The following is a 12,455-nucleotide window of genomic DNA, read 5'->3' on the forward strand; positions in this document are numbered from 1 at the left end:
TAGGGGGCGTTTTTTATTCACAGGCTAGCGCAGTAGCCTGTCAAGCAGCAGCTTTTTTGCTGGCTGCTTCGATGCTGCGAGTGATGTACCACTGCTGTGTGATCGACAGGCAGTTGTTCACAACCCAGTACAGCACCAGACCAGCCGGGAACCACAGGAAGAAGAAGGTGAAGATGATCGGCATCATTTTCATCACCTTGGCCTGCATCGGATCCGGCGGCGTCGGGTTCAGGCGCTGCTGGATGAACATGGTGGCGCCCATGATGATCGGCAGGATGAAGAACGGATCCTTGATCGACAGGTCGGTAATCCACAGCATCCATGGGGCCTGGCGCATTTCCACGCTTTCCAGCAGTACCCAGTACAGGGCCAGGAACACTGGCATCTGCACCAGGATCGGCAGGCAGCCGCCCAGCGGGTTGATCTTCTCTTTCTTGTACAGCTCCATCATCGCCTGGGACATCTTCTGGCGATCGTCACCGAAGCGTTCCTTCAGTGCAGCGAGCTTTGGTGCGACGGCACGCATGCGCGCCATCGAACGGTAGCTGGCAGCCGACAGCGGGAAGAACAGGCCTTTGATCAGCATGGTCAGCACGATGATCGACCAGCCCCAGTTACCCAGCAGGCTGTGGATATGTTGCAGCAGCCAGAATATCGGCTGGGCGATGAACCACAGGAAACCGTAGTCGACAGTCAGTTCAAGACCTGGGGACAACTCTTTCAGCTTGGACTGGATTTTCGGGCCGGCATACAGCATGGCGCTGGTTTCGACCTTGCCGCCAGCAGGCACGCTGATGGCCGGGCCGGTGTAGCCGATGATGTAGTTGCCTTGGCTGTCCTTGCGGGTCTGGACAACGTTGTTGTCCGACTTGGCCGGAATCCAGGCGGTCACGAAGTAGTGCTGCAGCCAGGCAACCCAGCCGCCGGACACATTTTCTTTCAAATTGCCTTTGTCGATGTCCTTCATCGAGACCTTTTTGTAAGGCTCGGAAGGGGTCCACAGGGCAGCGCCCAGGTAAGTAGCGGTGCCGGTGGCAGTGCTCGACGACGGATCGGAGCTGGCGTCACGCTTGAGCTGGGCAAACATGTTGCCGCTCCAGGCCTGGCCGCTCTGGTTGTCGATCAGGTAGCTGACGGTCAGGTCATACTCGCCACGCTTGAAGCTGAAGCGCTTGATGTAGTTGACGCCGTTGTCGCTGAACTTCAGGTCGACCACCAGTTGTTCCTGACCATCGGCCAGCTGGTAACCCTTCTTGTCAGTAGCGTACAGAGGGCGACCGGCAGGACGTGCATCCGGACCGTTGACGCCGGTCAGGCCGCTTTGTGCCAGGTAGACACGCTCGCCACCGTTGTCGAACAGTTGGAACGGAATGTCCGGGTGGTCCTGACGACGTGGGTACTGCGGCAGGTTCAACTGGACGATGTCACCACCGACCGGATCGATAGCCAGTTCCAGGACATCGGTCTTGACCCGGATCAGGTCCTTGCTGACCGCAACCGGCGCCAGTTCGGCAGCGCTGGTTTCGGCGTTGGCGCTTGGCACATCGGCGCTGGCGCCGGCATTACCGGCCGGTACGCCATCCGGCAAACCCGGGGCAACGGTGCTGGCAGCAGTATTCTGAGTCGGCAGGGCAGCCTGGCCGTAGTCCTGGTTCCACTTGAGGACCATGACGTAGGACACGATTGCCAGGGCGACGATCAGGATCGTGCGTTTAATATCCATGATTACTCGGCTATCGAAGAAGTTCGGGAGGAAGGAGCGGGAGGAACGGGATCGAAACCGCCGTCGTTCCACGGATGACAACGCCCCAGGCGACGAACGGCTAGCCACCCACCACGCCAGAGGCCGTGGTTTTCGATGGCTTCATAAGCGTAACAGGAGCAACTGGGGAAGAAACGACAGTGGTTGGCCATCAGAGGACTAATGGCGTAACGGTAAAACTGGATCGGAACGAGCGCCAGTTTACGCATCTTGGCTGTCTACCCCTACGGAATTGGCGGTTACTGCTGGACTGGGCCGGCTGCGCGCCAGGCGTTTCCAGAGTTTGCCAAAGTGTTGGTGCAATTCCGGGTTTTCTATCTCACCCAATCCCTTGCGCGCGACGATCACAATGTCCAACCCGGCAAGCAATTGCTGGTTCAGGCGAAAGGAATCGCGCATCAAGCGCTTGAGGCGGTTGCGTTGAACGGCGAGCTTGACGCTCTTCTTGCCGATCACCAGGCCAAGGCGGGGGTGATCGAGGCCGTTCTCGCGAGCAAGGATCAGCAGGTTTTTCCCTGGAACCTTGCCGGTTGGGGAGTCGAAGACCGCTTTGAAATGTCGGGGTGTAAGCAGTCGCTTTTCCCGACTGAAGTCCTGACTCACCACCTGTGCCGAAAAATCAAATGGCCAGACGCTTACGGCCTTTGGCACGACGACGCGACAGAACAGCGCGGCCGTTCTTGGTAGCCATACGGGCACGGAAGCCGTGGGTGCGCGCGCGCTTGATGGTGCTTGGTTGGAAAGTACGTTTCATGGCGTGTTACCTGGTTTGTCGACGACGGGCCGGGATGGCCCCCTTTTTAAGAGACCGGCGATTCTAGAGAAAGCAAGCCCGTAGGTCAATTTCCAACCAGTCTTTCCATATAGAGCACGTGATGGACGGTGCGTGCTTGTCCATTCACCAAGGGTGCTTGATCGGACACACGAATTGGGGACAACATGAAAAAAAAGAAGAGACATATAAAAAGCTTTTCTGAAGAATCTATAAATCTTAAGTGGATAACCTTCTGTGGATAACATGCTCTAGGCCAGAAAATCCGGGCTGTACAGAGTTTTACAACTGTGTTCTCAACCGGTGCTGCGCTTGTTTTCTTCGTGGTCAAAAGCTGTGGATTAAATCACCGCTTATCCACAGGGGAGTTATCAACAGGCCTGACCTCAAGGTTGTGCATAGCGCTCATGGCCGCTTATCCACAGGGCTTATTCACAGTGTGAGGAAGCCGTTTTGGTCGATAAATGGCTGTTTTGGCATGGTTCCTAACGTGTCCACATGTGGATAACTGAACGCTCGACCGGTACAATGGCGGTTTGTTTTTGCCTCATCCGGCTTTCAAACTCAGGGGATATCCGTGTCAGTGGAACTTTGGCAGCAGTGCGTGGAGCTTCTGCGCGATGAACTGCCTGCCCAGCAATTCAACACCTGGATCCGTCCGCTACAGGTCGAAGCCGAAGGCGACGAGTTGCGCGTCTATGCGCCTAACCGTTTCGTTCTCGATTGGGTCAATGAAAAGTACCTGGGTCGTTTGCTCGAGCTGTTGGGCGAAAACGGCAGCGGCATTGCGCCTGCCCTTTCCTTGTTGATCGGCAGCCGTCGCAGCTCCGCGCCACGTGCTGCACCCAACGCGCCAGTAAGTGCAGCGGTGGCCGCCTCGCTGGCCCAGACCCAGGCCCAGAGCCAGACACAGAAGGCAGTGCCGGCAGCGGTCGAACCCGTCGCCGTCGCGGCGGCTGAGCCTGTGCTGGTCGATGAACTGGCCGAGCCATCCTCGCGTGATAGCTTTGATGCCATGGCCGAACCGGCTTCTGCGTCGTCTGGCAGTGCCAGGACCGAACAGCGTACCGTGCAGGTTGAAGGTGCGCTCAAACACACCAGTTACCTGAACCGCACCTTCACCTTCGACACCTTCGTCGAAGGTAAGTCGAACCAGCTGGCGCGCGCGGCTGCCTGGCAGGTGGCAGACAACCCCAAGCATGGTTACAACCCGCTCTTCCTTTATGGTGGTGTGGGCCTGGGTAAAACCCACCTCATGCATGCTGTGGGTAACCACCTGCTGAAGAAGAATCCGAACGCCAAGGTCGTGTACCTGCATTCGGAGCGCTTCGTCGCGGACATGGTCAAGGCGCTGCAGCTCAACGCCATCAACGAATTCAAGCGTTTCTACCGCTCGGTGGATGCGTTGCTGATCGACGATATCCAGTTCTTTGCCCGTAAAGAGCGCTCGCAGGAAGAGTTTTTCCACACCTTCAACGCCCTGCTCGAGGGTGGCCAGCAGGTAATCCTTACCTCTGACCGCTACCCCAAGGAGATCGAAGGCCTGGAAGAGCGTCTGAAGTCGCGCTTTGGTTGGGGCCTGACGGTGGCGGTCGAGCCACCAGAGCTGGAAACCCGCGTGGCGATCCTGATGAAGAAGGCCGACCAGGCCAAGGTCGAACTGCCACATGACGCGGCCTTCTTCATTGCCCAGCGCATTCGTTCCAACGTCCGTGAACTGGAAGGCGCATTGAAGCGGGTGATCGCTCACTCGCACTTCATGGGCCGCGACATCACCATTGAACTGATTCGTGAGTCGCTCAAGGACCTGCTGGCGCTCCAGGACAAGCTGGTCAGTGTGGATAACATTCAGCGTACCGTCGCCGAGTACTACAAGATCAAGATCTCCGATCTGTTGTCCAAGCGTCGTTCACGTTCCGTGGCGCGTCCACGCCAGGTGGCCATGGCCCTGTCCAAGGAACTGACCAACCACAGTCTGCCGGAAATCGGCGACATGTTCGGTGGTCGCGACCATACGACCGTGCTGCACGCCTGCCGCAAGATCAACGAACTGAAGGAATCCGACGCGGACATCCGCGAGGACTACAAGAACCTGCTGCGGACGCTGACGACCTGATGGCCGTCTGCGCAGCTAATTGAAGGCAAGGGACTAGACCATGCATTTCACCATTCAACGCGAAGCCCTGTTGAAACCCCTGCAACTGGTCGCCGGTGTCGTCGAGCGCCGCCAGACCTTGCCGGTCCTGTCCAACGTATTGCTGGTCGTGCAAGGCCAGCAACTGTCGTTGACTGGTACCGACCTGGAAGTCGAACTGGTAGGCCGCGTGCAACTGGAAGAGCCGGCCGAGCCTGGCGAAATCACTGTCCCGGCACGCAAGCTGATGGACATTTGCAAAAGCCTGCCGAACGATGCCCTGATCGATATCAAGGTCGACGAGCAGAAACTGTTGGTCAAGGCCGGCCGCAGCCGCTTTACCCTGTCGACCCTGCCAGCCAATGACTTCCCGACCGTGGAAGAAGGCCCGGGCTCGCTGACCTGCAACCTGGAACAGAGCAAGCTGCGTCGCCTGATCGAGCGCACCAGTTTCGCCATGGCCCAGCAGGATGTGCGCTACTACCTCAACGGTATGCTGCTGGAGGTTTCCCGCAACACCCTGCGAGCTGTGTCCACTGACGGTCACCGCCTGGCGCTTTGCTCCATGAGCGCACCGATCGAGCAGGATGATCGCCACCAGGTCATCGTGCCACGCAAAGGTATCCTCGAACTGGCACGCCTGCTGACCGACCCGGAAGGCATGGTCAGCATCGTCCTGGGCCAGCACCACATTCGCGCCACCACCGGTGAATTCACCTTCACTTCCAAACTGGTGGACGGCAAGTTCCCGGACTACGAGCGCGTACTGCCCAAGGGCGGTGACAAGCTGGTGGTCGGCGACCGTCAGGCGCTGCGTGAAGCCTTCAGCCGTACTGCGATTCTTTCCAACGAAAAGTACCGCGGTATCCGCCTGCAACTGGCTGCTGGCCAACTGAAAATCCAGGCCAACAACCCCGAGCAGGAAGAAGCTGAAGAAGAAATCAGCGTGGACTACGAAGGTAGCTCGCTGGAAATCGGCTTCAACGTCAGCTACCTGCTGGACGTGCTGGGCGTAATGACTACCGAGCAAGTTCGTCTGATCCTGTCCGATTCCAACAGCAGTGCCCTGCTGCAGGAAGCTGGCAATGACGATTCTTCCTACGTTGTCATGCCGATGCGTCTGTAACGTAGCAGGCGAAATGTCTCTTCGACGTATCATGGTCACCGCGGTGCGCAACTTGCACCCGGTGACACTCTCACCGTCCCCCCGCATCAACATCCTTTACGGCGCCAACGGCAGCGGCAAAACCAGCGTGCTTGAGGCCGTGCACCTGCTCGGGCTGGCGCGCTCGTTCCGCAGCACCCGCCTGAACCCGGTTATCCAGTACGAACAACCGGCCTGTACCGTGTTCGGCGAAGTGCAATTGGCCGAAGGTGGCAGCAGTAACCTGGGTGTATCCCGGGAGCGGCAGGGGGAGTTCACTATTCGCATCGATGGGCAGAATGCGCGGAGTGCGGCGCAACTGGCTGAATTGCTACCGCTCCAGCTCATCAATCCGGACAGTTTCCGCTTGTTGGAAGGCGCTCCGAAAATACGCCGCCAGTTCCTGGATTGGGGGGTGTTCCACGTGGAACCTCGTTTTCTGCCAGCCTGGCAACGGCTGCAGAAGGCACTGCGGCAGCGGAACTCATGGTTGCGGCATGGTACACTTGACCCAGCTTCGCAAGCCGCCTGGGACCGGGAATTGTGCCTGGCCAGTGCGGAAATAGATGAATACCGTCGCAACTACATCAAGGCCTTGAAGCCCGTCTTCGAGCGAACCCTGAGCGAACTGGTCGAGCTGGACGGGTTGACCCTTAGCTACTACCGAGGCTGGGACAAGGACCGGGAACTGCAAGAAGTACTCGCTTCCTCTCTCCTTCGCGATCAGCAGATGGGCCACACCCAGGCCGGTCCGCAGCGTGCTGATCTGCGTCTTCGTCTGGCTGCCAACAATGCAGCCGACATCCTGTCGCGTGGTCAGCAAAAGCTGGTGGTGTGCGCATTGCGCATTGCCCAAGGCCACCTCGTTAGTCAGGCTCGCCGCGGTCACTGTATTTATCTCGTGGATGACTTGCCGTCCGAACTGGACGACCAGCATCGCCGCGCGCTGTGTCGCTTGCTTGAAGAATTACGCTGCCAGGTGTTCATCACCTGTGTAGATCACGAATTACTGAGGGAAGGCTGGCAGACGGAAACGCCAGTTGCTTTGTTCCACGTGGAACAAGGCCGTATCACCCAGACCCACGACCATCGGGAGTGAATGCATGAGCGAAAATCAAACGTACGACTCCTCCAGCATCAAGGTGCTGAAAGGTTTGGATGCCGTGCGCAAGCGCCCCGGCATGTACATTGGCGACACCGATGATGGTAGCGGCCTGCACCACATGGTCTTCGAGGTGGTCGACAACTCGATCGACGAAGCCCTCGCCGGTCACTGCGATGACATCACCGTCATCATCCACCCGGACGAATCCATCAGTGTGCGCGACAACGGTCGCGGCATTCCGGTCGACGTGCATAAAGAAGAAGGCGTTTCCGCAGCCGAGGTCATCATGACCGTGCTGCACGCTGGTGGTAAGTTCGACGACAACTCCTACAAGGTATCCGGCGGTCTGCACGGCGTAGGTGTTTCTGTAGTGAACGCCCTGTCTGAGAAACTGGTACTGACCGTTCGCCGTAGCGGCAAGATCTGGGAACAGACCTACGTTCACGGTGTTCCACAGGCACCGATGGCGGTTGTCGGTGACAGCGAAACCACCGGTACCCACATCCACTTCAAGCCTTCGGCTGAAACCTTCAAGAACATTCACTTCAGTTGGGACATCCTGGCCAAGCGTATCCGCGAACTGTCGTTCCTCAACTCGGGCGTTGGCATCCTGCTGAAGGATGAACGTAGCGGTAAGGAAGAGTTCTTCAAATACGAAGGCGGCCTGCGTGCGTTCGTCGAATACCTGAACACCAACAAGACCCCGGTCAACTCCCAGGTATTCCACTTCAACGTCCAGCGTGACGATGGCGTGGGTGTTGAAGTCGCCCTGCAGTGGAACGACAGCTTCAACGAAAACCTGTTGTGCTTCACCAACAACATTCCGCAGCGTGATGGCGGTACTCACCTGGTGGGCTTCCGTTCCTCGCTGACCCGTAGCCTGAACAGCTACATCGAACAGGAAGGCCTGGCCAAGAAGAACAAGGTGGCGACCACTGGCGACGACGCCCGTGAAGGCCTGACCGCGATCATCTCGGTGAAGGTGCCGGACCCTAAGTTCAGCTCGCAGACCAAGGACAAGCTGGTCTCCTCGGAGGTGAAAACCGCCGTGGAACAGGAGATGAACAAGTACTTCGCCGACTTCCTGCTGGAAAACCCGAACGAGGCCAAGGCCGTCGTTGGCAAGATGATCGATGCTGCCCGTGCCCGTGAAGCAGCACGTAAAGCCCGTGAAATGACTCGCCGTAAAGGCGCGCTGGATATTGCCGGCCTGCCAGGCAAACTGGCGGACTGCCAGGAAAAGGACCCTGCCCTTTCCGAACTGTACCTGGTGGAGGGTGACTCCGCGGGTGGCTCGGCGAAGCAAGGCCGCAACCGTCGTACCCAGGCGATCCTGCCGTTGAAGGGTAAAATCCTCAACGTCGAGAAAGCGCGCTTCGACAAGATGATCTCGTCCCAGGAAGTTGGCACGCTGATCACTGCACTGGGCTGTGGTATCGGTCGCGAAGAGTACAACATCGACAAGCTGCGTTATCACAACATCATCATCATGACCGATGCTGACGTTGACGGTTCGCACATCCGTACCCTGCTGCTGACCTTCTTCTTCCGTCAGCTGCCGGAGCTGGTCGAGCGCGGCTACATCTACATTGCCCAGCCACCGCTGTACAAGGTGAAGAAAGGCAAGCAGGAGCAGTACATCAAGGACGACGAGGCCATGGAAGAGTACATGACCCAGTCGGCCCTGGAAGATGCCAGCCTGCACTTGGACGAGTCGGCGCCAGCGGTTTCCGGTGTGCAGCTGGAAGCACTGGTGAATGAGTTCCGTAGTGTCATGAAGACCCTCAAGCGTCTGTCTCGCTTGTACCCGGAAGAGCTGACCGAGCACTTCATCTACTTGCCGGAGGTGAGCCTGGAACAGCTGGGTGACCACGCTGTGATGCAAGCCTGGCTGGCCCAGTTCCAGGAGCGCCTGAACAACAGCCAGAAGTCCGGTCTGGTTTACAAAGCCAGCCTGCGCGAAGACAAAGAGCGCAACGTATGGTTGCCAGAAGTGGAAGTTACCTCCCACGGCCTGGCCAGCTACGTCACCTTCAACCGGGACTTCTTCGGCAGTAATGACTACCGTACCGTAGTCAACATTGGTGCCAAGCTGTCCAGCTTGTTGGGCGAAGGTGCTTATGTGCAGCGCGGTGAGCGCCGCAAGGCAATCGTCGAGTTCAAGGAAGGCCTGGATTGGCTGATGAACGAAACCACCAAGCGCCACACCATCCAGCGATACAAAGGGCTGGGCGAGATGAACCCTGAGCAGCTGTGGGAAACCACCATGGACCCAACCGTCCGCCGTATGCTCAAGGTCACAATCGAGGATGCGATCGCTGCCGACCAGATCTTCAACACCCTGATGGGTGATGCGGTAGAGCCGCGTCGTGACTTCATCGAAAGCAACGCGCTGTCGGTATCGAACCTGGACTTCTGATCCGGTGTAGATCGCCAAGCACTAAAAAGCCCGCGAAAGCGGGCTTTTTAGTGCCTGTAGAAATCAGTAACCGCTGAGGACGTTGACGATCACACCACTGGCAATAGCCACCAGCACATAGTCCCCATTCACATACAACCAGCGGTGATCACGTGGTGGCGCATACAGGTGGCGTGCTTTCCAGTCGGTCACCCAGTAACGGTCGCCACGGTAATGCGGGTCAACCACATGGCCACGCTGCCACTGCTGATGCGGAACCGGCATGCCCGGTTGTGGGCGGAAATTCGGGTCGCGATAAGCGGGACCGCGGCCATTATCATGTCGGCCTTGGTACTCTGGCTGACCATGCGGTGGGTTGCCCTGGTGCGATGGGCCGCCATCATGCCGGTCAGGTGGGCCTGGCTGCGCGAAACTGGCCAAGGGGGCGCTGAGCATGAGCGCGGCGCAGATCACGGTCAGGGTTGTCTTCATTTTGCGGTCCTCAGCATGTTGACGCCTGGCGGGATCTGACTGGCTGCCAGGTTCGGTTAACTGATCAGACCACAATCATTCCCGCTTAATGTCAGGACAGAGGTAAAGGTCCGGTAAAGGTCTGAGGATGCGCGGTGGATGGCACCGGCTTCGCCGGTGTTCGCGGGTGAACCCGCTCCCACAGGATGTGTGTTGCCCTCGGGGATACGCGGGCCCTTGTAGACCGCGTTAACCGAAGGCGTCAATTCAGGCCAAGCTCCTTCAACCGGCGATACAGGGTTCGCTCGCTCAGGCCAAGGTGACGGGCCAGTTCACTGCGCGAGCCCTTGAACTGTTGCAGTGCCTGGGCCAGCTCACCCAGGTGATTGCGCCGGCCATCTGCCGTGATCGCTCCTGTCGACCCAATGTCCTCCGGCAAATGCTCGGGCCGGATAAGTCCGTCGTCCGCAAACAACCGCGCCCTTTCCAGAATGTTGCGAAGTTCGCGAATATTGCCTGGGAATGGATGCAGCACGAGTTTCTGCAAGGCCTCGTCGCTCAGCCTGGGTGTCGGCTTGCCGGCCATGCGCTGCAGCAGGCTCTGGGCGAGCAACGGCAGGTCTTCTGCTCGTTCGCGCAATGCCGGCAGACGTATCGGGAAGCCGCTGATGCGGTAGTACAGGTCTTCGCGGAAGGTGCCGTCCGCGACCATTTGCTTCAGCGGTTTATGGGTTGCCGATACCAGGCGGAAATCCGAATGCACCGTACGCAGGCTACCCACCGGGCGGAAGCTGCCGGACTCGATCAGGCGCAGCAGCTTCACTTGCATCGCCAGCGGGACCTCGCCAATTTCATCCAGAAACAGGGTGCCACCATGCGCCGCTTCAGCCAGGCCGATCTTGCGCTGGTTGGCGCCAGTGAACGCGCCCTTCTCGTAGCCGAACAACTCGCTCTCGAACAACGACTCGGTCAGGCCGGTACAGTCAACCACCACCAACGGGCCGTTGGCCCTGGGGCTGCCCATGTGCACCGCACGGGCGAACAGTTCCTTGCCGGTACCCGACTCACCCTGTAGCAACACCGGGATCTGCGCCGGTGCCGCACGTTGCAGGCTGGCCAGGGCCGCTTTGAACGCTGGCGCGCGGCCGACCAGTCCTTGTTCCTGAGGCTGCGCCGACGCGAGGGTGATGCTGGTGAGGCGTTCGACAAAGGCCACCACCCTGCCCTGTTCATCCAGGATCGGCCGCAGCTCTACATCCACATGCTCGGGGCCGCGTGGCGTGTGATGAATGTGCAAAACCCGCTCCGGTGCCTTGCTGTGCCACGCCTTGCGCATCGGGCAATGCTCGCCGGCCTGGTCGCAAGGCACGGCGTAGTGGTGCGAGACCTTGTGGCATTTCTCACCCAGCGGCGCCTGCTCATGGCGACCGAACTGGCGGCGATAGGCAGCGTTGGCCGCCAGGATGTTGTAGTCGGTATCTAGCACGATGGTTGGCAGGGCATCGTGCTCAAGATAGGAAACCAAAGCTAGGATGAGGGGATGGGCTTCAGGCATGACGGCACCGATTGGATGACCGGCGCAGGGTAACAAGGACTGCCAAACACTGCCATTGGCTGACAGTCGACTGCCATCTGCGCTGCCACTGTCGTCGGCAATTGTCAGCAACGGGCCGGTTTCATTGGCCCAAGCGCAGGAAAATGCCTGGCATGCATCTTGATAAACCTCCTGGCACTGCCTACGCCTGTACAAGGCTGGGCGGATAAATTGGAGAACGCGATGATCATCGGCAACAACCTGCACGTGGACGCCTTTTACGACAAGGCGACCTCCACCATCAGCTACCTCGTCATGGACGGCGAAACGCGCAAGTGTGCGTTGATCGACAGTGTCCTGGACTATGACCCCAAGTCGGGGCGTACCTGCACTGCTTCGGCGGACCAGTTGATTAACCGGGTGAAGGAGCTGCGAGCTGACGTGCAGTGGGTGCTGGAAACCCATGTGCATGCCGACCACCTTTCGGCGGCGGCCTATTTGAAGGAAAAGCTTGGCGGCCATACCGCCATCGGCGCGCACATCACCCAGGTACAGAAAGTGTTCGGTGCCTTGTTCAACGCCGAGCCTGGCTTCGCCCGCGATGGCAGCCAGTTCGATGTGCTGTTCGAGGACGAGGAAGGTTTCCGCATTGGCAACCTGCATGCCCGTGCGTTGCACACCCCGGGGCACACACCTGCGTGCATGAGCTTCATGATCGAGGACGCCGGCGAGACAGCGGTGTTCGTCGGCGACACCCTGTTCATGCCCGACTACGGTACCGCCCGTTGCGACTTCCCTGGGGCTGATGCTCGCACCCTGTACCGCTCGATCCGTCGCCTGCTGGCCTTCCCCGACCAGACCCGGCTGTTCATGTGCCACGACTACCTGCCAGGTGGCCGTGACATGCAGTACGTCACCACCGTCGCCGAGCAGCGCGCCAACAATATTCATATCCACCAGGGCATCGATGAGGATAGCTTCGTCGCCATGCGTGAAGCCCGCGACAAGACCCTCGACATGCCCGTGCTGATCCTGCCTTCGGTGCAGGTGAACATGCGCAGCGGCCAGTTCCCCGCGCCGGAAGACAACGGTGTGAGCTACCTGAAGATTCCGCTGAACAAGCTGTGACCGCCCT

Annotated in this window: 11 protein-coding genes; 5 read left to right on the plus strand and 6 right to left on the minus strand. The window is 58.9% G+C overall.

Annotation, left to right across the window (positions count from 1 at the left end; translation table 11 throughout):
• Nucleotides 1–40: 40 nt before the first annotated feature.
• Genes yidC through rpmH form a run of 4 tightly spaced genes read right to left on the minus strand, consistent with a single transcriptional unit; the run spans nt 41 to nt 2,516 of the window.
• Nucleotides 41–1,723: a membrane protein insertase YidC gene (gene yidC / locus RR51_RS01010; RefSeq protein WP_039612381.1), complete on the minus strand. Its 1,683-nt coding sequence runs from the start codon at nt 1,721–1,723 to the stop codon at nt 41–43.
• Nucleotides 1,724–1,725: 2 nt separating this feature from the next.
• Entirely contained in the window at nt 1,726–1,971 is a 246-nt protein-coding gene (gene yidD, locus RR51_RS28745; RefSeq protein WP_015268406.1) for a membrane protein insertion efficiency factor YidD, read from the minus strand.
• Nucleotides 1,964–2,368, minus strand: a complete 405-nt coding sequence (gene rnpA, locus RR51_RS28750; protein ID WP_003260020.1) for a ribonuclease P protein component — start codon at nt 2,366–2,368, stop codon at nt 1,964–1,966. The genes yidD and rnpA overlap by 8 nt, the downstream gene beginning before the upstream one ends.
• Nucleotides 2,369–2,381: 13 nt before the next feature.
• Nucleotides 2,382–2,516, minus strand: a complete 135-nt coding sequence (rpmH, locus tag RR51_RS28755; protein WP_003253163.1) for a 50S ribosomal protein L34 — start codon at nt 2,514–2,516, stop codon at nt 2,382–2,384.
• Nucleotides 2,517–3,111: 595 nt separating this feature from the next.
• Here rpmH and dnaA point away from each other — a divergent pair.
• Genes dnaA through gyrB form a run of 4 tightly spaced genes read left to right on the plus strand, consistent with a single transcriptional unit; the run spans nt 3,112 to nt 9,336 of the window.
• The gene (gene dnaA, locus RR51_RS01020) at nt 3,112–4,650 is read left to right on the plus strand and encodes a chromosomal replication initiator protein DnaA (RefSeq protein ID WP_039612382.1); all 1,539 of its coding nucleotides are present in this window, start codon (nt 3,112–3,114) and stop codon (nt 4,648–4,650) included.
• Nucleotides 4,651–4,690: 40 nt separating this feature from the next.
• Nucleotides 4,691–5,794: a DNA polymerase III subunit beta gene (gene dnaN / locus RR51_RS01025; RefSeq protein WP_003260019.1), complete on the plus strand. Its 1,104-nt coding sequence runs from the start codon at nt 4,691–4,693 to the stop codon at nt 5,792–5,794.
• A 13-nt stretch (nt 5,795–5,807) separates the two neighbouring features.
• On the plus strand, nt 5,808–6,911 hold the full coding sequence (gene recF / locus RR51_RS01030) for a DNA replication/repair protein RecF (protein ID WP_003260018.1): 1,104 nt from the start codon (nt 5,808–5,810) through the stop codon (nt 6,909–6,911).
• Nucleotides 6,912–6,915: 4 nt separating this feature from the next.
• A complete protein-coding gene (gene gyrB / locus RR51_RS01035) occupies nt 6,916–9,336 on the plus strand; it encodes a DNA topoisomerase (ATP-hydrolyzing) subunit B (RefSeq protein WP_013970249.1) in 2,421 nt (806 codons plus the stop codon).
• 63 nt (nt 9,337–9,399) lie between these two features.
• Here gyrB and RR51_RS01040 read toward each other — a convergent pair whose 3' ends face one another.
• Together RR51_RS01040 and RR51_RS01045 are read right to left on the minus strand one after the other, a co-directional pair.
• Nucleotides 9,400–9,807 carry an RcnB family protein gene (locus RR51_RS01040; RefSeq protein WP_039612383.1) on the minus strand — a complete coding sequence of 136 codons (408 nt, stop codon included), beginning with the start codon at nt 9,805–9,807 and terminating at the stop codon, nt 9,400–9,402.
• Nucleotides 9,808–10,048: 241 nt separating this feature from the next.
• Nucleotides 10,049–11,341, minus strand: coding sequence for a sigma-54 interaction domain-containing protein (locus tag RR51_RS01045; RefSeq protein WP_039612384.1), 1,293 nt, complete (start codon nt 11,339–11,341; stop codon nt 10,049–10,051).
• Between the two features lie 222 nt (nt 11,342–11,563).
• On the opposite strand from RR51_RS01045, the gene RR51_RS01050 reads away from it, so the two are divergent.
• Nucleotides 11,564–12,448 (plus strand): MBL fold metallo-hydrolase, encoded by an 885-nt coding sequence (locus tag RR51_RS01050; RefSeq protein WP_015268429.1) that lies wholly within the window; start codon nt 11,564–11,566, stop codon nt 12,446–12,448.
• Nucleotides 12,449–12,455 lie beyond the last annotated feature (7 nt).

It is taken from the genome of Pseudomonas sp. C5pp, assembly GCF_000814065.1.
GTDB classification, from domain to species: domain Bacteria; phylum Pseudomonadota; class Gammaproteobacteria; order Pseudomonadales; family Pseudomonadaceae; genus Aquipseudomonas; species Aquipseudomonas asiatica.

Excerpts from the sequence above, each read along its gene's own strand:
- yidD (WP_015268406.1), bottom strand. The coding sequence starts at position 1,971 with ATGCGTAAACTGGCGCTCGTTCCGATCCAGTTTTACCGTTACGCCATT.
- rpmH (WP_003253163.1), bottom strand. The coding sequence starts at position 2,516 with ATGAAACGTACTTTCCAACCAAGCACCATCAAGCGCGCGCGCACCCAC.
- RR51_RS01045 (WP_039612384.1), bottom strand. The coding sequence starts at position 11,341 with ATGCCTGAAGCCCATCCCCTCATCCTAGCTTTGGTTTCCTATCTTGAG.
- RR51_RS01050 (WP_015268429.1), top strand. The coding sequence starts at position 11,564 with ATGATCATCGGCAACAACCTGCACGTGGACGCCTTTTACGACAAGGCG.
- yidC (WP_039612381.1), bottom strand. The coding sequence starts at position 1,723 with ATGGATATTAAACGCACGATCCTGATCGTCGCCCTGGCAATCGTGTCC.
- dnaN (WP_003260019.1), top strand. The coding sequence starts at position 4,691 with ATGCATTTCACCATTCAACGCGAAGCCCTGTTGAAACCCCTGCAACTG.
- recF (WP_003260018.1), top strand. The coding sequence starts at position 5,808 with ATGTCTCTTCGACGTATCATGGTCACCGCGGTGCGCAACTTGCACCCG.
- RR51_RS01040 (WP_039612383.1), bottom strand. The coding sequence starts at position 9,807 with ATGAAGACAACCCTGACCGTGATCTGCGCCGCGCTCATGCTCAGCGCC.
- gyrB (WP_013970249.1), top strand. The coding sequence starts at position 6,916 with ATGAGCGAAAATCAAACGTACGACTCCTCCAGCATCAAGGTGCTGAAA.